The following is a 20,850-nucleotide window of genomic DNA, read 5'->3' as shown; positions in this document are numbered from 1 at the left end:
GGTTGTCGGTAGCCACAGCCTAGCACTGGGAGGGTATCGGCCGGGTTGCACCCGGCACCTGCAGAGGCCAGAGCCAGAGCCGAAGCAACAGCCGGAGCAAAAGCTGGGTTCCTGGGGGATGGCGGGGTGGGTCCGGTTGCGGGGGACGCTGCAAGTACGTCCATGTAAGCTCGGTCGCCGCATCCATGCGGCTCACGCCCCCACAACCGGACCCACCCCGCCTTCGACAGATCTCTGCGATCTGCAGTAGATCCACGCCATGCGTGGATGAATCTCCATCGGAATCGAATATTTCGAATTGGAATCGAAAAGCATTCACGCATGGCGTGGATCCAGCGTGTCGACCAAGGTCGACACCTACCAACAGCCGCGGGAATCTATCAGAGGTGGGGCGGTGTGGGTTGGCAGGACCGTTGGCGCCATGGATGGCGCCATCGAGCCCCCAGGGACGGGTTTACGGCGTGTCCTGACAACCCACACCGCCCCGCCATCCCCCAGAAACCCGCTGTTGCTGTTGCTGTTGCTTCGGCTCTCGCCTCTGCGGGTGCCGGGCGCAGCCCGGCCGTAAACCCCTTACTTCTTTGCGCGCGGCTGGTTCAGCGGTTCCATCGCGCGGAAGCGCTGGCTGTACTCGTCGGTCAGGGTGCGTGCCTCCTGCCCGTTGCGCACGATGCTCGGCGTCAGCAGCACGATCACCTCCGAACGACGGCTGGTGCGGCTCTTCTGCCCGAACAGTGCGCCCACCACCGGAATCCGGCTCAGGCCGGGTATGCCGCTGCTGCCATCGGTGGCCGTGTCGGTGATCAGGCCGGCCAGCATGATGGTGTCGCCGCTCTGCACCGCCGCTTCGGTCGACAGCTTCTTGGTGGAAATCCGCGGGTTGCAGTTGCGCTCGGTCGGGTTGCAGTTCTCCGGCACGTTCGAGGCGCTGCTCACTTCCTGCACGATGTCGAGGAATACCGTGCCGTCGCGGGTCACGCGCGGGCGCACCTTCAGGATCACGCCGGTGTCGATGTACTGCACCGAGCTGTAGCTGCTGGTGCCGATACCGGTGTTCACCGTGGTGGTATTGATCGGCACCTTGTCACCCACGTTGAGCGTGGCCTCGGCGTTGTTGCGCACGAACACCGAGGGGGTCTGCAGCAGGCGCACATCGGTGACCTTGTCCAGCGCGCTCACCACCGCCGCGCCATTGTGGCCGGTGAACGCCCAGCCCAGTCCTTCACCAGCGGTTGCAGCACCGGCGAAGCTGCTCCAGGAGCCGCCGGCGGCGGGCGGCAGGGTCACGCCGGCCAATGCGCCGGTCAGCGCGCGCCCGGCCACCGCGTTGTCGAAGAACCAGTTCACGCCGTACTTCAGGTCCCCCTCCAGTGCGACCTCGGCCACCTGCGCTTCGATATGCACCTGCAGCGGCATCACGTCCAGCTTCTCGATCACTTCGCGGATCGAACGCCAGGCCTGCGGGGTCGAGCGCACCAGCAGGGTGTTGGTTTCCTCCACCGCCGACACGCCCACGCGATCGCCTTCCACTTCCAGGCTGACGCTGACATTGCCGGACTGGCGCTGCGGCAGGTTCATGCTGCCGTTGCCGGTGCCACTGGAGCCACTGCCCGGCGTCGAACCGAAATTGCTGCTGTTGTTGCTGTCCATGCCACGATCACCGTCGCTGCCCAGCTGCGACGGCATTGCACCCGGTGCCAGCGAGGCCGGGCTGGAGCCGCCGCGGTTGCCGCTGCTGGCGAAGGCTTCACTGAGGCGTTCGGCCAGATCGCGCGCCTTGATGTAGCGCAGCTCATAGGAGAACAGGCGGGCGCTGCCACCGGCGGTGTCGATGCGGTCCAGCCACTGCTGGATCTGGTCCAGGTAACGCACCTGCGGGGTGATCACCAGCACCGCGTTGGCGTTTTCCAGCGGCAGGAAGCGGAACATGCCGGCGCTGGGCGTCTTGCTCTCCTCGCCGAACACCTTCTCCAGGTCGGCGGCCACCTGCTCGGCCTTGCCGGACTGGATCGGGAACACGCCCACCGACATGCCCGACAGCCAGTCGACGTCGAAGATCTCGACGGTGCGCATGTAGTTTTCCAGCTCGGCGCGGGTACCGCCCAGGGTGATTACGTTTCGGCCACTGTCGACGTTGACGATGGCGTTGGGGCGCGCATACGGCTCCAGCACCTTCTTCATTTCAGTTGCGGAGATGAACTGCAGCGGGATCACCCGTACCTCGAAGCCACGTGCGCTGGCCGCCGGCGCCGTGCTCGGCGCGACGGTACCGGCCAGCGCCTGATCGGCGGCGACGATGTTGTAGCGGCCGCCGCTGTAGACCATGCGGGCATTGTTCCAGCCCAGCACCATCTCCAGCAGGTTCAACGCCTGCGCCGGCGACACCGGCTTGGGCGTGGCCAGGGTGACTGTGCCCTGCACCCCCGGTGCGATCACGTAGTTCTGGCCCAGCATGTCACCGAGGATGGCCTTGACCACCGCATGCACCGATTCGCCTTCGAAATTGAAGGTTGCTTCACCGGTGCTGGCGCCATGCAGTGCCGGAGCCGGTGCGCGTGCTGCTTCGCGGTTGATCATGGTGCCGGTGCCACGGCGGATCACCGCCTGCGGAGCGCCCTGGGCGTCACGGGCAGCATCAGCGGCGACTTCGGCCGCCTGGCCGGCCTCGGCAGTGGGCGACAGATTGCCCTTGCGCTGCACATGCGGTGCGGACACGGTGCTGCAGCCGACCAGCAGCGCGAGGGCAAAGGACCAGGGAAGGAAACGCAGGCTCATGCATTCACTCTATCGGTTGGTGCCATCGCCCGGGGGCGGCGACGGTTGTTGCTGCTGTTGTTGTTGCTGCAGCTGGCGGCGACGGGCCTGGATGCGTTCGCGGATGGCCTGCATCTGCGCTTCGCTGGGGCCGTTGTTGTTGGCAGGCGGTGTGGCGGCCGCCGCAGCCGAGGATGCCGGCGCACTGCCAGCAGGCGACGGCGATGCGGTTGCCGCAGCCGGCGGCGGTGCCGGCGGAGCGCCTGCCGGGGGCGGCACAACGATCGCACCGGCCGGTGGCGCACCGTTGGCGCCGCGCAGCACGGTCGGCGGTTCACCCCCCTGCCCGTTGAATACCGCCAGTTCCAGCACCTGGTTGCCACCGGGGCCGATCACGGTGGCCTGACGCGGCTGCAGTGCGACCAGCTGCCAGCCGTCGACGGCTTCACCGTTGAGGCGCAGGCGCAGCGAGCGGTTCTGTTCGGTGGTGAAGGTGGCCATGCCGAAGTCGCCGGTCAGCAGCACGCCGGTCAGGCGCAGCGCGGCGCTGGCGGCGGGCTCGCTGCCGCCGAGCAGGTAGGGCTTCGGCCTGCGGTCCTCGGCGAACAGCGGTCGCTCGCCGATCGCGCTATAGCCTTCGGCGCTGGCCATGCGTTCTGCGGCCAACGGCGGCAGCACCGGCAACGAAGGCACCGCATCGGCATCACCGTCCGCACCTGGCAGCTGGCTGCCCAGACCGAAGCCGGTGGCCAGCCAGACCGCTGCCGCCCAGCCGGCCAGTGCCAGCAGGAAGCCGGTGCGCAGGCTGATCTGCTCAAGCTTCATCGGCCACCTCCTGCCCTTCTTCCGGCGCAGCCGGTGCGGCGGCCGGTGCAGGTGTGGCCGAAGGCGGTTGCGGCGCCGCGCCCGGTTCGGCTGCAGGTGCCGGCGCAGCGCCATCGGCCGCAGCACCGGGCAGCAGGTAACCTGCCAGTTCGAACGACACGTCCAGGCCGAGCCCGGACTCGTTGGGCGACTGCTGGAAGCGCTGCGCGATCAGGTTGAGATTGTCGACGAACAGGCGCGGGCTGCCGGTTTCCAGGCTGTGCAGCACCGTGGCCAGTTCGGCCACACCGCAACGCAGGCGCACCTGCATGGCCACGCGCACGAATTCGGCGTCACGGCGGTTGTCGGTCAGTGGCGTGCGGTTGCTGATGGTGCAGCTGCGGTTGCCCGGGCTGGCCATCGCCACCGCATCCTGCAGCTTCGCGCCCAGCGCAGCGGCCGCAGCTTCGGCGGTGGCTTCGCGCAGGAAGCCCGGCCGCTGCTGCAGTGCCTCGCGGGTGGCGCGCAGGCGCTGTTCGATCTGCGGCTGCTGCTGCAGCTGCGCCTGCACGCGCTGCTCGCGCTCGCGCAGGGCGGCCACGTCGGCGTCGATTTCGCGCAGTGGCTGGGTGAACCAGGGGTGCACCAGCAGCAGGTACGCCAGGCCCAGCACTGCCAGCAGCAGCGCCAGTGCCAGCCAGCGGTCACGGCGTGCGCTTGGCATCGGCATCGGCCGCCTCCCGGGTCGGGGCCGCAGCCGGCAACGGCTGCAGTTCGGCGGTCATGGTGAAGCGGTCACGGCCACTGGCGGCGCCATCGGCCTGCAGTACGCCGGTCAGGTTGACCTTGCGCCACTGCGGTGCGTCCTGCAGCAGCTGCACCAGCTGCGAGGCCTCGCGGCTCAGGCCGATCAGCTGCAGGTTGTTGTTCTCGATGGCCAGCTTTTCCAGGTAGGTGCCCTCCGGCAGGCGCCGGGTCAGTTCATTCCAGATTTCCACCGTTCCGGCGCGCTGGCTGCGCTGCTTTTCCAGGAATGCGGCACCATCGATCAGCGCCTGCAGCTGCGCGCGTTCGCTGGCGACACCACGCGCACTGCGTGCACTGCGCTCGACCTGCGCACGCAGTTCGTCGGCGGCGGCGCGGCGGTTGTCGAGCAGCTGCAGGGCCGCCAGCACCAGCATCACCAGCGCGGCCACGGCCAGCAGCACATTCCAGCGCCGCGTCGGGTCTGCCCGCAGCTGGCGCTGCCCCGGTGGCAGCAGATTCACCTGCAGGGGTTCACCCTCGGTGTCGATGGCATCGACACCGGCCAGTGCATCGGCCCATTCGCCTACGCTGGCCCGCCACGCCTCAAGCTGGCGCAGTGGCCAGGCGATCAGTTCGACCTGCAGCTGGCCCTCGGCGGCGCCCCCGAGTTCACGCACGTCATAGCTGACCTGGCTGGATTCGAACGGCGTCTGGCGGTCGATCTCGAAACCGACCACGGCGCGCAGCCGGTCGGCCGCAGCCGCAGGCAGGCGCAGATGACGACGCAGTACCTCGCTGGCCGGCAGCAGCCACACCCGCGGCAGGCTGCGCAGTCGCGGTTCCAGCACGCGGTCCAGTTCGGCCGGCGACAGCGGCCATGGCACGCTGGCAACTGCTTCGCGGCGTTCTCCGGCCTCTCGCCAGACCTGCAGCTGCTCACCCTGGCGCTGCAGCAGCAGGCGCGCCTGTGCCCAGCCCAGTGCCCACTGCCAACGTGCCGGCACCCAGGCCAGCAGCGATTGCCGCCACCAGCGCAGGAAACGGCCGGCGCCAGGGCCGATCCGGCCCTGCACCTGCCGCACACTGTCCTGCCATGCCGTCATCTTGCTGTCATTCCCTGCTCCCAGCGAAGCACTGTGTAGGACCGCCCGGGAACCCCGCCCGAGCCATTGCGTACCACTGCCTGCAACACCGACCGGCGTCCACTGCCGTCGGTTGCACGAGACTCGATACTATAGGTGCCGCTGCTGCTGGCAAGCGTTGTCGCACCGCCAGCGGTATCTGCGTCACGCTCCTGCTGTGCGCGCTGCGCCAGCACGGTATCCGCATCCAGGCCCAGTGCGGTCAGCACCGGCGCGCTGGCGAACTGGGGATCCGGGCGTGCCTGGCGGCTGTACAGGGTCAGGTGCGGCAGCATGGCCTTGTACAGCGGGCCGCGCATGCCCAGTACCCGCTGCAGTTCACCGAGCGTCTCGAAACGCTTGTTGCGTGGGCCATACGGCAACCCCGCCGCCGCATAGTCCGGGGCTTCGGCACCGCCGCCCGGCTGCAGCAGGCTGTCTTCATCACGCCAGTCGACAATGGCACCGGCCAGCTGCCGGGCTGCCCCTTCGTCTTCGCCGAGCGCCTTGAGGAACGCGGTCAGCAAGGTCACGTCGGCCAGGTTCAGGTTGATCTTGCCGTTCTCGTCCAGCACCTTGATCTCGATGCTGGCGTCATCGAACTGCCAGCGGTAGGTTCGGCCATCAGCGCGCCAGGGCGCCCGCAGCGGATCGGCGGACAGGCGCAGCAGCGCGTACTCCAGGCCGGCGCGCGCCCGTTCCTGGCCGCGTGCATCGTCATCCAGCACCCGCTGCTGCAGATGCTCGACCCGTGCGCTCAGCGCGAACGCACCGACCAGCGCGGTCATCAATGCGATCAACCACAGCACCAGTACCAGTGCCGCACCGTGTTGCCGGTTCATCGCGCGCCTCCGCTGCCACCGTTGCGCGGCGCCACCACCAGCGTCGGCCAGGGCGCGCCCTTGGCCGGGACGATCCTGATCTCCACCAGCATCGGCAGGCGGCGGGTATCGTCCCAGCGCGGCATCCAGTCGCTCACCTGGCCGGTACTGGCATCGATGCCGCGATAGCGCAGTTGTACCGACTTCAGGTTTTCCACCAGCACTTCCGGCGGGCGCGGCGGGTTCTCGGCGATGCGCTCGCCTTCCTGCAGCAGCACCAGGTCCAGCAGCAGGCGCTGCTGGCCATCGCGGCCGTCCACCTGCAGCGCGTGCAGGTAGGGTCCGCCGCGGCCGAGGTAGCCCGGCAGATCGGCGGCGAACAACATGCGCTGCTCTTCGCCCTGGAAGAAGATCGGTTCGCGGGTGGGATCGGGTACTTCCAGCGGCGTGCGCAGCGCACCGGCCAGCTGCCGCCGCAACAGCGCCTGCACCGCGCGCATGCGCTCACTCTCGGCCGCGATCTGCTCGCCACGCTGACTGACCGCCATTGCCGAACGGACGCTGGCGAACGCCAGCGCCAGGCCACCGGCCAGCAGCACCGTGGCCAGCATCACTTCAATCAGCGTGAAACCCGCGGCGCGGCGCTTCATCGCGCGCTCTCCAGGTCCGGCGGCAGCAGGCGCAGGCTGCGCCAGCGCAGCTGCTCGCGTTCGCTGTCGCCCCAACGCACCTGCAGCTGCAGTTCGGCCAGCCAGGGGGCACCGGCCGACTGTGACTGCACGGCGTTGCCGGCACGTGGCTCCACCCACGGCTGCACCTGCAGCTCCCAGTGGTAGCGTCCCTGTTCCCAGTCGCCCTGCCGGCTACCCACCTGCAGTGGCGTGGCGACACCGGTTTCGGCCAGCAGCGACTGCGCATGCAGTATCGCGCGCGTGCGCAGCTCGGCCTCGCGCACCTGCCTGGCACCACCGGACAGACTGCCCAGCAGCAGGGTCAGCGCCAGCCCGAGCAGGGCAAAGGCGATGATCACTTCCAGCAGGGTGAAGCCGCGAACGTGCCGCTTCATTGTGCCCGCCAGGGGCCGGAGCGGACCTCACCGGTCAGCCAGCCCACGTCGATGCGCCATTCGGCATCGTCACGCTGCAGCCGGATGCGGCCACCGCTGGAGCCACCATCGGGATGGAACTCGATCACGCCCTGCCCTGGCGCGGTGGCCAGCTGCGCGGCGCCTTCGAACTGCACCTGCAGCTGTGCCGGCACGTCACCATGGCGCTGGTTGGCGCCTTCCCAGCGCCGCTTTGCCGGTTCGATGACAAAGCGCTGCGGCTCGCCGCGGGCGATCGCCTGCGCGCGTACCACCCGCAGCTGGTTGGCGATGTCCTTGCCGGCGCTGCGCAGCTGCATGCCGGCGAAGCCGCGCGACAGGCCGGCGGCGGTAATCAGGCCGATCGCTGCGATCAGCGCGATCACCAGCAGCATTTCCAGCAGCGACAGGCCCGCTGCGCGCCTGCCGTGCAGGCGCGGGCGAGGCAGCCGGCGCGGCAGGAAATACGTCATGCAGGATTACGGCTGGTAGCGGATGTCGGCATCGACGCTGCTGCCGCCGGCCTTGCCATCCTTGCCGAGGCTGATCAGCTCGTACGGCTGGCCTTCGCCCGGCGCACGGTACTCCAGCGCGTGGCCCCACGGGTCGTTCAGGTCAGCCGGCTTGGCATACGGCCCCAGCCAGCCACCGACACCCGCCGGTGCGGTCACCAGATCGTTGAGCGAGCCGGGCAGCTTGCCGGTATCGATCTGGTAGTTGTCGACCTTGGACGCAACGGTCTGCACCTGCGCCTTGGCGATGTTGGCCTTGCCGCGATCAGCGCCGCCCAGCACGCGGCTGGCGACCAGGGTCAGCACCGCACCGATCAGCACGATGACGATGATGATTTCCAGCAGGCTCATGCCCGACTGGTTGCGCGCGGCGGTGAAGGAAAGGCGGATCGGTCGACGGGAAGCAATCATGGTCGGTCCTTTCAGTTGCGGAGTGTCGGGGTTGCGTAGGGATCCATCGTCAACCGATGGCATTGGTCAGGTCGTACAGCGGTACCAGCACGGCAACGATCACCGCACCGACCACCGAGGCCAGCACCAGGGTGATCGCCGGCACCATCGCCGCCAGCAGGCGGTCGATGCGCCGGGCGCTGTCCTGTTCGAAGGTATCGGCCGCTTTCAGCAGCATGGTATCGAGTGCACCGGATTCCTCGCCGACCTGGATCATCTGCAGCGCCAGGCGCGGGAAACGCTTGCCGCGCGACAGCGCCAGCGACAGGCCGGCACCGTTTTTCACTTCATCCGCGGCGGCTTCCACATCGGCGGCCAGCGCGCGGTTGCCCAGCACGTTGCGGGCGATGCCCAAGGCACCCAGCAGCGGCACGCCATTGCGCAGCAGCGTGCCCAGCGTGCGGGCCAGCCGCGCGGTTTCCAGTTCGCCGAGCAGGCGGCCGATGCCGCGACGCTGCAGCAGCCAGCCATCCAGCGCCAGCCGGAAGGCTGGTTGCCGCGCCTTGCGTTCGAAGAACAGCGCAAGTATCCCTGGCACCACCAGCAGCAACACCCACCAGTCGCGCACGAACAGACCCAGCTGCAGCACCGCGTTGGTGAACCACGGCAGCGCCACATCCAGGCTTTCGTACATCTGCGCGAACTGCGGCACCACGTAGCCGAGCAGGAACAGCAGCGCGCCGCCCACCACCACCAGCAGGATGGCCGGGTACACCAGCGCGTTGATCACCTTGCCCTGCAACGCGCGGCTGCGTTCGAGGTAGTCGGCCAGGCGCTGCAGGGTTTCGTGCAGGCTGCCGCCGGCTTCACCGGCCCGCACCATGTTCACGTACAGGCGCGAGAACAACCCATGCTGGCGCTCCAGTGCGGTCGACAGCGGCGCGCCACCGCGCACCACATCGCGGATGTCGGTGATCGCGCGGCGCGAGCGTTCGTCTTCGGGCAACCCGAGCAGGATCGACAGCGCGCGATCCAGCGGCTGGCCTGCACCGAGCAGTGTCGCCAGCTGCTGGGTGAACTGCAGCAATGCAGCGCCCTGCAGCGGCCGTTGGCGGAACAGGTTGCGCCAGGTACTGCCACCGATCGCACCGCCATCGGCCAGCTGGGTCTCCATCGGCAGATGGCCCTGGTCCTGCAGGCGCGCGACCAGCTCGGCCTCGCTGGCCGCTTCCATCTGCCCGTCGAAGATCTCGCCGTGCGGATTCAGTGCCTTGTAACGGTAGGTCGGCATGTCAGCCCCGGCGTCCTGCGCGCATCAGCTTTCCTCGGTGACACGCAGGACTTCCTCGATGGTCGTCTGACCACTGAGGGCCTTGGACAGGCCATCTTCGTACATCGTGCGCATGCCGGCTTCGCGGGCAATGCGTTCGATCTCGCCCATGCCGTCGCGGCGCATCACCGCGCGCCGCAGCGCGTCGTTCATCACCAGGAATTCCATGATGGTGGTCCGGCCGAGGTAACCGGTCGGCGCCAGCGCGGAAGGCTTCGGGCGATACAGGTGGATCGGTCCTTCCGGCTGCAGGCGGCGCAGCTCGAAGCGTTCGATCTCTTCCGGCGAGGCTTCATAGCGCTCGGCATGGGTCGGCTCCAGCCGACGCACCAGGCGCTGGGCCAGGATGCCGTTGATGGTGGAGGTGAGCAGGTAGTCTTCCACGCCCATGTCGAGCAGGCGGGTGATGCCACCTGCTGCGTTGTTGGTATGCAGGGTGGACAGCACCAGATGGCCGGTCAGCGCCGACTGGATCGCGATGCGCGCGGTTTCCAGGTCGCGCATTTCGCCGATCATGATGATGTCCGGGTCCTGGCGCACGATGCTGCGCAGGGCGTTGGCGAAGTCGAGGCCGATCTGCGGCTTGGCCTGGATCTGATTGATGCCTTCGATCTGGTATTCCACCGGGTCTTCGACCGTGATGATCTTGACGTCGGCAGTGTTCAGCTGGCTCAGCGCGGTGTACAGCGTGGTGGTCTTGCCTGAACCGGTCGGGCCGGTCACCAGCAGGATGCCGTGCGGCTGTTCCAGCACCTTGCGGAACTGCGGCAGGAAGGCGTCAGTGAAGCCGAGACGATGGAAATCGAACACCACCGTTTCGCGGTCCAGCAATCGCATCACCACGCTTTCGCCGTGCGCGGTCGGCACCGTGCTCACGCGCAGGTCCAGCTCCTTGCCCTGCACGCGCAGCATGATGCGGCCGTCCTGCGGCAGGCGGCGCTCGGCGATGTTGAGCCGGGCCATGATCTTGATGCGGCTGATCACCGCAGCAGTGAGGTTGGCCGGCGGGCTTTCGCCTTCCACCAGCACGCCATCGACGCGGTAACGGACCTTCAACCGGCTTTCGAACGGTTCGACATGGATGTCCGAAGCGCGCAGCTCCACTGCACGCTGGATCACCAGGTTGACCAGGCGGATCACCGGCGCTTCCGAGGCGAGGTCACGCAGATGCTCGATGTCATCGACCGCACCGCCCTCGCCATCGGCGGTTTCGACGATCGCGCCCATCGCGCTGCGGCCCTGCCCGAACCAGCGCTCGACCAGATCATCAATTTCTGCGCGCATGCCCAGCACCGGTGTCACCGGTACACCCAGTGCCAACTGCACGGCCTGCTGCGGATAAGGATCATGGGCATCGGCCAGCCACAGCCGGACCCCCTGTTCATCCAGCGCGAGCGGGCAGACATGGAACTGCTTGAGGAAGCGCAGCGACAACGGCAAGCCTTCCGCCAGCCCTTGTGGCGGTGCTTCCGGCAGCTGTTTGCCTTCCAGCAGCGGCAGCCCCAGCACTTCGGCGCTGGCCTGTGCCTGGTCACGCTCGGAGACCAGCCCCAGCCGCACCAGCAGGCCCAGCAGGCTGCCGCCGGCCTCTGCGTGCAGCGGCCGCGCACGTGCCAGATCGCCTTCCTTCAGCCGGCCGCGCGCCAGCAGCGCATCCAGGATGCGGCCTTCAGCGTCGTCGGCAGCGGCGGTAGCAGCAAGCGCGTTCACATGACTCTCCTGTCAATCGGCTCGACTTTAACAGTTAAGCCATGATTTCCGCCGCCCCTGCGCCACCTTTCGTAAAAAGACGAAGCCCGTCACATGGGATGACGGGCTTCGGCCATTCAACTACGACAGTTCAAGCTTACTGCGTGGCGAGAATGCTCACCCCGTTGTAGGCCGCTTCACCCACCACCTTGATGTAGTAGGTGGCCGCCACCGGCTTGGTCACCCGCACCGTCTCGGAGGTGCCCGGACGGGTCGACTTGGCGTCGTTGTCGCTGGCACTGGGCTCACGGCCTTCAGCCACGTAGACCGAAACGTTGCCGGTGCCACCGTAGGTGATCACGCTGAACTGCTTGCCGGCAGCCGCTTCGAAGCTGTAGAGCTTGCTGCTGCCGGCCGCACCGGACAGGCCACCGACGGCAGCCTTGTTGGTCAGCGGCGTGGCCACCGGCCCGCAGTTCTCGGTGCACGGTTCTTCCAGTGCCTTGGCCAGCGCAGCCTTGGCATCGAGGATGCCGGTACCGATCGGGGTCGCTGCCGGGATGGCGACCGGGAACGGACGTGCGGTTTCCTTCAGCAGGGTACGCATCGCGGCCGGGGTCAACGGATCCTTGCCCTTGGCGATCAGCGCGCTCTGCACCAGTGCGGCAACGGCGGCCACATGCGGCGAGGCCATCGAGGTACCGCCCATGCCCATGTAGCCCGGCGTGCCCGATTCCGGCGTGGTGGCCGCATTGGAGCCGGTCTGCCAGATGTAGCCACCCGGGTTGCCGTCGACACTGCCGCCGCCACCCGGACCGGACAGGTCCACGCGGGTGCCATAGTTGGAGTAGTAGGTGATGCCACCGGTGATGCGGGTGGCACCCACGGTCACCACGCCTTCGCAGCTGGCCGGACGGTACTTGGACGCGTTGTCGGCTTCATTGCCCGCCGCGACCACCACGGTGGTGCCACGCGAGATCGCGCCATTGATGGCGTCCTGGTAGGTGCTGCCGCAGGTACCGCTGCCGCCCAGGCTCATGTTGATGATCTCGGCCGGGTTGGTGTTGGCCGGGATGCCGGTCACCGTGCCACCCGATGCCCAGACCACCGCGTCGGCGATGTCGGACAGGTAGCCGCCGCACTTGCCCAGCACACGTACCGGCAGCACCTTGGCCTTGTAGGCGACACCGGCCATGCCGACGCCGTTGTTGGTCTGCTCGGCTACGGTGCCGGCTACGTGGGTGCCGTGCCAGGAACTGTCCTCGGCCAGCGAGCCGTCATAGCACTCGTTGTCGTTCTCGACCCAGTCACCGTAGTCCTGCGCACCCGGCACACGATCGTTGGTCGGGCGCCGCGAGGTCTCCGCATCGCTGATGAAGTCGTAACCCTCCAGCAGGTTGCCGACCAGGTCCGGATGCTGCGGCAGGATGCCGGTATCGATCACCGCCACCACGATGCCTTCGCCCTGCGAGACATCCCATGCCGCCGGTGCGTTGATGCCGCCGACCGCATTGTGCAGGTGCCACTGGTTCTGCTGGTAGAAGGGATCGTTCGGCACCAGTGCCGGCTGCACATCGCCGGCACGCAGCTCGGTGCGGCGCAGCTTCACGTCGGCTTCGGCGTACTGCACCGACGGGTCGGCCTGCAGTTCCTTCAGCACACGCTGCAGTTCGGCCGGGGCCAGGCGGCCCTGCACGCGGATCAGGTCCGCACCGGTAGCGAGCTTGCGTACCACCTGCGGGCCGAGGGTACTGGCACGTGAGGTACCGCCGGACAGGCTGGCCCGGGTCAGCGCCGACTGCACGGTGGACAGCTTCGCCGAGCGGTCGGTGGCGGCGGCAGCGCCGGCCCGGTACTTGACGATGATGCGCTCGGCGCCCGGCTGGGCGGTGCTGGCCTGGCGCACCGGTTCGCGGGTCGGCAGGCCGGCGGCGTGGACGGCACCGACGGCCGTCATCGACAGCACGGCGGCGGCAAGCACATTGATGCGAAGGTTCTGCTTCTTGATCACGTCGAATTCCTCTTCTGGGTCATGGATCGAACCAACACTGCGGCCATCATTCCTTGACGACTCCCGGCCGGCCCAGCCGGGATTGCCGTGACCTCCCCCCAGGCCCTCACTGCAGGTGCTGCGCCGGCGTGGGTGGCCGCCGGCGCGATGGAGTGGCTTACCAGCCGAAGCCGGCACCGACGCCAACCGAGCTGTCGTCGCTGCTGAAAGCACCGCCGAAGGTCACCGTGGCGCGATCGCTGATCGCACGCTGGTAGCCCAGCGACAACGCTGACTCGCCGCCCTGGAAACCAATGCCGACGCCGACCCGGTTCTGGGTGCGGATACCGGCGGCACTGGTGGCCATGTTGAGCATCGCCGCGCTCATCGCACCCTGGCGGTCGATGCGGCGATCCATGTGGCGCAGGCGTCCGTCGATCTCGCCCTTGAACACATCGAAGCTGTCGGCGACGGCCTGGACGCGGCTGTCGGTGTAGCTGTTGGCCGTGGCCATGCCACGGTCGAGCTGGCCCTTGTTGACCGCATCGGTGGCCGTGGTACCCGCCGCCACATTGGTGACCTGGCGCTCGTTGCCTTCACTGCCCACCGAGACCGTGTTGGCACGATCGGCAACCGAGCCCTGGCCCAGCGCCACCGCGTTCGCCGCGGTGGCATTGGCGCCCTGGCCGATGGCCGTGGACGAAGCGCCACTGGCGACGGCGCCCTCGCCCATGGCGACGGCATTGAAGCCCGTCGCGGGAGTGCCAACCGGAATCCCGGCACCGGCGGCGGCAGCGGTCGGCGTGCCCTGCACACGCGCGGTGCTGGCCGGTGCCGCGTCGGCCGCTGCAGGTGCATCAGCGGTGCTTGCCAGCGGGCTCTCATCCAGCGAGGCACTCATCGCGCGCAGGTTGGCAGTCCCGGCACGCGAGCCACCAGCGGTTCTGCGGTCGATCTCGCTGACCTTGCGGTCCAGCGCGCCGAGCGCATCGCCGACGTTGCTGTAGGTGGCGCCCTGGATCACGTAGTTCGGAGCCACGAACACCCCCTGCATGCCGACGCTGGCACCACCGCCGAGGAAGCTGGCGGCATCGCTGAGCGACTGGAACAGCTGGCCGCCGTTGATCGCCTGGCGGCTGCCTGCCGCAATGCTGCCGGCACCAACGTTGTCGATGGTGGTGCCCTGGAAGCCGGACAGGGTCAGGCGATCACGGCTGGCGTCGTCGTAGCCCACCGCGCTGGCCGCCGTGGTTTCAACGGTGGTGATGCGCGAATCGAAATCACCGACGCGGGTTTCCACCGCGCCTACGCGCTGGTTGGTGACGTTGAGCTGCGAACCGGTGATCGCATCGGTGCTGCCGGCGGCGATGCGGCCATCGGCCACATTGACGATGCGGCGCGTGGCTGGACCATCGGTGCCATTGCCACCGCCGACCGACACCACGTTGGCATCGAGCGCACGCGAGCCCGCACCCAGCGCCACCGAGTTGGCACCAGACGCGCCGGCACTGTTGCCCAGTGCAAGTGCACCGTTGCCGATCGCCATCGCGTTGGCGCCCAGCGCATTGCTGCGTGCGCCGCTGGCACTGGCCGCCGAACCGATCGCGGCGGCATCACTGCCGCTGGCGCTGGCGATACCTGCGCCGGTGGCCTTGACGTAACGTGCCGTGCCATCGGCAGTCGCTGCGACCGCATCAAGCTGGCCACGATTGACCGCATCGGTGCGCTCGGTACCGGCAGCGACGCGGGTGATCTGACGATCACTGGTACTGCTGCCCACCGACACGGTGTTGGCACGGTCGGCCACCGAGCCTGCGCCCAGTGCGATGCTGCCGGCCGCCGAAGCGTTGGCACTGACACCCACTGCGGTGGCATTGGCGCCGGTGGCCTTGCTGCCGTAACCCACTGCAGTGCCAAGGCGACCACTGGCTTCGGCATAGCTGCCCAGCGCCGAAGCGCCGTCGGCCGAAGCATTGGCGCGGAAACCACTGGCCTGCGACTGGGTGCCGCTGGCCGTGGCCTGCGCGCCGCTGGCAGTGCTGTAAGCGCCCTTGGCCTGGGCGCCGGCGCCGGTAGCACTGGCGCCGAGTTCGCTGGCGCTGGCGCCACTGCCCACGGCTACGCTGTCGACACCAGCAGCCTGCGCCGCGTTGCCGAGCGCCGCCGCATTGTTGCCGGTGGCCAGCGCATCGAAGCCCACGGCCGTGGCATTGCCGGCCATGGCATTGGCACCACTGCCCAGCGCGGTGGCGCCGTTGCCGATGGCGTTGGCCGCGTTGCCGGCGGCCAGTGCGTTGTCACCGTCCACCAGGGCACCGGCCTCGCCATCGGCATTGCCGCTGGCCTGGAACTGCCGGCTGGTCTTGTCGGCGACGCTGGCGACTGCATCCAACTGGCCCTTGTTCACCGCATCGGTGGCTTCGGTACCGGCTGCGACATGGGTGACCTGGCGCTCACCGCCCGCCTTGCCGACGGCCACCGTGTTGTCACGGTCGGCCTTGGAGCCGGCACCGAGCGCGACGCTGTTGCTGCCATTGGCGGTGGCGTTGGCACCCAGCGCGGTGGCACTGCTGCCTGCCGCCCACGAATTCCAGCCGATCGCCGTGGCGTAGTCTTCGGTGGCCCACGCGCCCGCACCGAATGCCGCGGCACCGGTGCCACTGGCACGCGAGGGGATCAGGCCGAAGAAGGTGCTGCCACCGATGGCCACGCTCTCCTCGCCACTGGCCTCGCTGGACTGACCCACGGCAACGGCACCGGTTCCGGCCGCAGCGGCACCGAAACCGACTGCGGTGGTGTTGGCACCACTGGCCGCCGAGCCGTAGCCCAACGCGGTGCCGAGGCGACCGCTGGCTTCGGCGTAGCCGCCGACAGCGGTAGTGCCATCGGCGGACGCGGCGCTGCGGAAACCGCTGGCCAATGCCTGGGTGCCGCTGGCATTGGCTTCTGTACCTGTGGCCGTGCTGTATGCACCGCTGGCCTGCGCGCGCGCGCCGACCGCGCTTGCCCCCAGTTCACTGGCGCTGGCGCCGGTGCCGAGCGCCAGGCTGTCTTCGCCGGTGGCCTGTGCCGTGCTGCCCAGGGCAGCCGCGTTGCCGCCGGTGGCCAGCGCATCGATGCCCACGGCGGTGGCGTTGGCGGCCAGCGCATTGGCACCGCTGCCAAGCGCGGTGGCACCGTTGCCGATCGCATTGGCCGCGTCACCGGCCGCCAGCGCGTTGTCGCCGTCCACCAGCGCCCCGGTTTCACCATCGGCATTGCCGCTGGCCTGGAACTGCCGGCTGGTCTTTTCCGCTGCCGCGGCTACGGCATCGAGCTGATTCCTGTTGACCGCATCATTGCCCTGCGTGCCATCGGCCACGTTGGTGATCTGGCGGGTGTTGCCACCGCCGCCCACCGACACGGTGTTGTCGCGATCCGCGATCGAATCGGCACCCAGCGCCACGCTGTTGGCGCCGCGCGATTCAGCGGCGTTACCCAGCGCGGTACTGTTGATGCCCCCCGACCAGGCGCCACCACCCACCGCGGTGGAGTAGTTGCCCGACGCTTCGGTGGCCAGCAGACCGAACAGCGAGCCACCGACGGCGACGCTGTTGGTGCCGGTGGCCAGGCTGCCCTGGCCGGTGGCGGTGCTGTAGGCACCGGAGGCTTCCGAGTCGCCACCCACGGCCACGCTGTTGGAACCGGAGGCATTGGCAAAGTTGCCGAACGCGGTGGCATTGAAGGCCGAGGCCTGTGCATAGCCACCGATGGCGGTGCTGTAACCGCCGCTGGCTTCGGCACCGATACCGAAGGCCGCCGACGCCGTACCACTGGCTACGCTCTCGCTACCGACAGCGGTGGCCGCGTCACCACTGGCATTGCTGAAGTAGCCCACGGCCACGGCCTCTTCGCCGGACGCTTCGGACAGCACGCCATTGGCAGTGCTACCGGCGCCGCTGGCGATGCTGGCCGCACCGAACGCCGCGCTCTGCTCGCCGCTGGCTTCGCTTTCCGCGCCATGCGCGGTGGCGTACTCGCCCGTGGCCTGTGCGTTGGCACCAACAGCGCTGGCGTTGGCTGCGGTCGCCAACGCATTGAAGCCCAGCGCCTGCGCATTGCTGGCCAACGCGTTGGCGCCGCTGCCCAGTGCGGTAGCGCCATTGCCGATGGCGTTGGCGGCATCACCGGCCGCCAGTGCGTTGTCACCTTCCACCAATGCACCGGCTACGTCGTCGCCGTTGCCGCTGGCCTGGAAGAAGCGGCTGGTGGTGGTGGCCGTGGTCGCCACCGCATCCAGCTGCGCCTTGTTCACCGCATCGGTGGCCTGGGTGCCGGCGGCGACGTTGGTGACCTGGCGTTCGTTGCCGGCGCTGCCCACCGACACCGTGCGCGCTCGGTTGGCGACCGAACCGGCACCCAGCGCGACCGTATTGCTGGCGCTGGCATTGCTGCCCGCACCGAGCGCGATCGCGCTTTCACCACCGGCTACCGTGTTGGTGCCGATGGCGATGCTGTTGATGCTGTTGCCCAGCGCCTGGAAGCCCAGCGCCACGCTGTTGTCGCCATAGCCGAAGGCACCACGGCCGATCGCTGTGGAGCTGGCGCCGTTGGCCCAGCTGTTGTAACCGATGGATGTTGCGCCGCTGCCACTGGCCCAGGCCGCGTTGCCGAACGCCGAGGCATTGGTGGCAGTGGCCCATGCACCCGAACCGAATGCTGCTGCGCCACTGGCAGTGGCCCAGCTGTATCCGCCTACTGCGGTGCTGTCATCGCTGCTGGCGAATGCGCTGTCGCCGACCGCAACCGCATAGCTGCCGGTGGCGCGCGACTTGCCGCCTGCGGCGAAGCTGTTGTCACCACTGGCCTTGGCCGCGTTGCCGAAAGCGCTGCTGGCAGCCCCGGTGGCCTGCGCACCGCTGCCGACTGCGGTGGCATCGGCAACAGCGGTGGTGCCCACCTGCTGCGCCGTGCCATCGGCACCGATGATCGGCTGGTTGAACTCGTCGTAGGCCTGGCCGAGGCCACCGATGGCGACACCGCCATTACCGGTGGCCGCGCTGTTGCGGCCCACGGCCACGCTGTCATCGCCGATGGCCGACGCGGCAGCACCCTGCGCGATGGCACCTGCGCCGATCGCATTGCTCGACGAACCCACAGCGATGGAGCCTTCGCCATCAGCCAGTGCGCCAGCATCACTGCCCGCCTCCGGCTGTGCCTGGAAGAAACGCGCGGTGGTGTCGGCAGTGCCGGCCACGGCGTCGAGCTGGGCTTTGTTCACCGCATCGGTGGCTTCGCTGCCTGCAGCGACGCTGGTGATCTGCCGCTCGTTGCCGGCGCTGCCGACGGCCACGCTGTTGGCGCGCACCGCTTCGGAATTCGCGCCGAGTGCCACACTGTTCGCGCCGCGTGCGGTGGCGTAGTAACCCACGGCCGTGCTCTGCGCTCCGCTCGCCCAGGTCTGCGCGCCCAGGGCACTGGCGTTCTCGCCCGGTGCATAGGCGAAGTAGCCGACCGCGGTCGCTTCGGCGCCGGAGGCTTCGCTGAGGCTGCCGTTGGCCACGGCACGGTCGCCACTGGCGATGGCACCGGCACCGACGGCGGTGGCGGCTTCGCCACTGGCCTGGGTCTGCACGAAGAAGCCCAGGCCGGGGATCAGGTCAGCCGGGCCACCGATGGCGACGCTGCTGGTGCCCGTCGCGTTGCTCTGCGTACCCAGCGCGGTGGAATAATCGCCGATGGCATTGGCCACGGCGCCGAAGGCCGACGCCTGCGCACCGGCCGCATAGGCGCCGACGCCGTAGGACGACGCCGCAAAACCACTGGCTTCGGCACTGGCGCCGACCGCAGTGCCGCCGACGCCTGCGCTGGTTGCGCCGGTTTCCACCGGCACGCCGCCGCTGGTGATCAGCGGGTTGCCGTCGGCATCCACCGCAGCGCCACCCACGGCAACGCTGCCCGGACCGTTGGCCTGCGCGTTGTTGCCGAACGCGGCACTGTTCTGGCCCGAGGCCAGCGCGTTGTTGCCAACGGCGGTGGCGTTCTGCGCGACGGCGGTGGCGCCGGCACCGACTGCAGTGGTGCCGTTGCCGATGGCATTGGCGGCCTCGCCGGCCGCCAGCGCCTCGTCGCCCTCGGCCAGTGCACCGGCATCGCTGTTGCTGCTGCCATTGGCCTGGAAGCGCTTGGCGGTGGCATCGGCCACGGCGGCGACGTCCTTCAGCTGACCGACATTGACTGCATCGTTGTCTTCGGTGCCTGCGGCCACGCTGGTGATCTGCCGGGTCAGCCCGTATTCGGCGGCACCAACGGACACGGTATCGACGCGGTCGGCCAGCGAGCCCGCGCCGAGCGCCACGCTGCCGGTGGCCACCGCCGCGGAATTCGAGCCCAGCGCGGTGCTGTATTCACCGACGGCGGTGCTGAACGCACCCACCGCGATCGATGCTTCGTTGGCTGCGGTAGCGCCGCGGCCCAGCGCGGTGCTGCCCGGGCCCATCGCCACGGCACCGCCGCCGACAGCCGTGGCGCCATCGGCAGTCGCTTCGGACAGCGCACCCAGCGCGGTGGCCGCGCCGTTCTCGCTCGCGGCGGTCGCGCTTGCGCCAACCGCGGTGTCGCCGAGACCGAAGGCCGCAGCGCTCTGCCCGACCACCACGCTGGCATCGCCGATTGCCAAGGCGCCCTGGCCGAACGCGCTTGCGCCCAGGCCCGCGGCAATGGCCTGGGTTCCGATGGCAGTGGTGGCATTGGCCAGCGACTGTGCGCCGGCACCGGCCGCCACTGCGCCCTGCCCGTCGATCTTCGCCGCGTCGCTGTCATCGCCTGCGCCATCGGCCTTGAAATAACGGTTGCCGTCTGCGGCGACATCGGCCAGCGCAGCCTGGGTGGCGCGCGCCTGCGCGTCCAGCTGCGCCTTGTTCACCGCATCGGTGGCCTGGCTGCCTGCGGCAACATTGGTGATCTGCCGTTCCTTGCCGGTATCACCCACGGACACCGTGTTGGCACGCGTGGCCTTGGAGCCGGCGCCCAGCGCTACGCTATTGGCCGCACTGGCGCTGCTGTTGCTGCCGATCGCCACCGCGTTGCTGCCCTTGGCCGTGGCCGAGCCTTCGATCAGGCACTTTTCGAGCAGCTTGCCGCTGAATGCCACGCAGGTGGCGCTGCCGCCGATCTGCACCGACTGTGCTGCGGCGATACCGCTCATGCCCAATCCCAACACCAGGCCCAGTGCCATCGCCAACCTTGCGGGCGCAGCCTGCGTTGCATCGCGGCGCTGGTCGACGACCCCGCCGCCGCTGTCGGAGGAGGCCAGTTCCGAGGCCACCACCAACTGACCCAATGCTTTGTTCCAGACCTTGCGATAAATCCGATTCATCGGTACGGCTCCTGATTGGACTGGTTTTGGGCAAAGCAACGCCACCGCTGGGCTTTCCGGCCCAACGTCCCCTGGGGGCGTTTATTCGCGTGATTTACTGCGGGGTATTGCCGAACGGCGCGCAGCGACAGAAAACCGAGCGCGTGCGCCAAGCGGTTACTGCGAAATGAATGATTCTGAAACGGGGTTCAAGTGTTAACGGCAACTTTGCAGATCGTCAAGACTTTGACACAGCAAATCCTATTGCCGTG

At 68.6% G+C, this 20,850-nt stretch carries 13 protein-coding genes; all 13 read right to left on the bottom strand.

The genetic code is table 11. From position 1 onward, the window contains the following. Window positions 1-573 precede the first annotated feature (573 nt). Window positions 574-2,775, bottom strand: coding sequence for a type II secretion system secretin GspD (gene gspD, locus ACZK4Z_RS03000; RefSeq protein WP_125894932.1), 2,202 nt, complete (start codon window positions 2,773-2,775; stop codon window positions 574-576). A 9-nt stretch (window positions 2,776-2,784) separates the two neighbouring features. Next, complete coding sequence (locus tag ACZK4Z_RS02995) at window positions 2,785-3,579, bottom strand: general secretion pathway protein GspN (protein WP_125894934.1); 795 nt, start codon at window positions 3,577-3,579, stop codon at window positions 2,785-2,787. Further along, entirely contained in the window at window positions 3,569-4,288 is a 720-nt protein-coding gene (gspM, locus tag ACZK4Z_RS02990) for a type II secretion system protein GspM (RefSeq protein WP_032130127.1), read from the bottom strand. The genes ACZK4Z_RS02995 and gspM overlap by 11 nt, the downstream gene beginning before the upstream one ends. Continuing rightward, window positions 4,263-5,408, bottom strand: coding sequence for a PilN domain-containing protein (locus tag ACZK4Z_RS02985; RefSeq protein ID WP_032130128.1), 1,146 nt, complete (start codon window positions 5,406-5,408; stop codon window positions 4,263-4,265). The genes gspM and ACZK4Z_RS02985 overlap by 26 nt, the downstream gene beginning before the upstream one ends. Continuing rightward, the gene (locus tag ACZK4Z_RS02980; RefSeq protein WP_032130129.1) at window positions 5,405-6,268 is read right to left on the bottom strand and encodes a type II secretion system minor pseudopilin; all 864 of its coding nucleotides are present in this window, start codon (window positions 6,266-6,268) and stop codon (window positions 5,405-5,407) included. The genes ACZK4Z_RS02985 and ACZK4Z_RS02980 overlap by 4 nt, the downstream gene beginning before the upstream one ends. Beyond that, window positions 6,265-6,897, bottom strand: coding sequence for a type II secretion system protein J (locus tag ACZK4Z_RS02975; protein ID WP_125894936.1), 633 nt, complete (start codon window positions 6,895-6,897; stop codon window positions 6,265-6,267). Before ACZK4Z_RS02975 ends, ACZK4Z_RS02980 begins: the two co-directional genes overlap by 4 nt. Beyond that, window positions 6,894-7,313, bottom strand: a complete 420-nt coding sequence (gene xpsI, locus ACZK4Z_RS02970) for a type II secretion system protein XpsI (protein ID WP_125894938.1) — start codon at window positions 7,311-7,313, stop codon at window positions 6,894-6,896. Before xpsI ends, ACZK4Z_RS02975 begins: the two co-directional genes overlap by 4 nt. Continuing rightward, a complete protein-coding gene (gene xpsH / locus ACZK4Z_RS02965) occupies window positions 7,310-7,804 on the bottom strand; it encodes a type II secretion system protein XpsH (protein ID WP_032130132.1) in 495 nt (164 codons plus the stop codon). Before xpsH ends, xpsI begins: the two co-directional genes overlap by 4 nt. 6 nt (window positions 7,805-7,810) lie before the next feature. Next, the gene (gene gspG / locus ACZK4Z_RS02960) at window positions 7,811-8,254 is read right to left on the bottom strand and encodes a type II secretion system major pseudopilin GspG (protein ID WP_004142831.1); all 444 of its coding nucleotides are present in this window, start codon (window positions 8,252-8,254) and stop codon (window positions 7,811-7,813) included. Between the two features lie 49 nt (window positions 8,255-8,303). Further along, on the bottom strand, window positions 8,304-9,524 hold the full coding sequence (gene xpsF / locus ACZK4Z_RS02955) for a type II secretion system protein XpsF (RefSeq protein WP_125894940.1): 1,221 nt from the start codon (window positions 9,522-9,524) through the stop codon (window positions 8,304-8,306). A gap of 24 nt (window positions 9,525-9,548) precedes the next feature. Further along, window positions 9,549-11,273 (bottom strand): type II secretion system ATPase GspE, encoded by a 1,725-nt coding sequence (gene gspE, locus ACZK4Z_RS02950; RefSeq protein ID WP_049424954.1) that lies wholly within the window; start codon window positions 11,271-11,273, stop codon window positions 9,549-9,551. 136 nt (window positions 11,274-11,409) lie between these two features. Beyond that, window positions 11,410-13,263 carry a S8 family peptidase gene (locus ACZK4Z_RS02945; RefSeq protein WP_125894942.1) on the bottom strand — a complete coding sequence of 618 codons (1,854 nt, stop codon included), beginning with the start codon at window positions 13,261-13,263 and terminating at the stop codon, window positions 11,410-11,412. A gap of 157 nt (window positions 13,264-13,420) precedes the next feature. Beyond that, on the bottom strand, window positions 13,421-20,599 hold the full coding sequence (locus ACZK4Z_RS02940; protein ID WP_125894944.1) for an ESPR-type extended signal peptide-containing protein: 7,179 nt from the start codon (window positions 20,597-20,599) through the stop codon (window positions 13,421-13,423). Window positions 20,600-20,850: the final 251 nt, after the last annotated feature.

It is taken from the genome of Stenotrophomonas sp. 71799_Sma, assembly GCF_056482505.1.
This window is presented reverse-complemented; position numbering and strand designations above follow the sequence as displayed.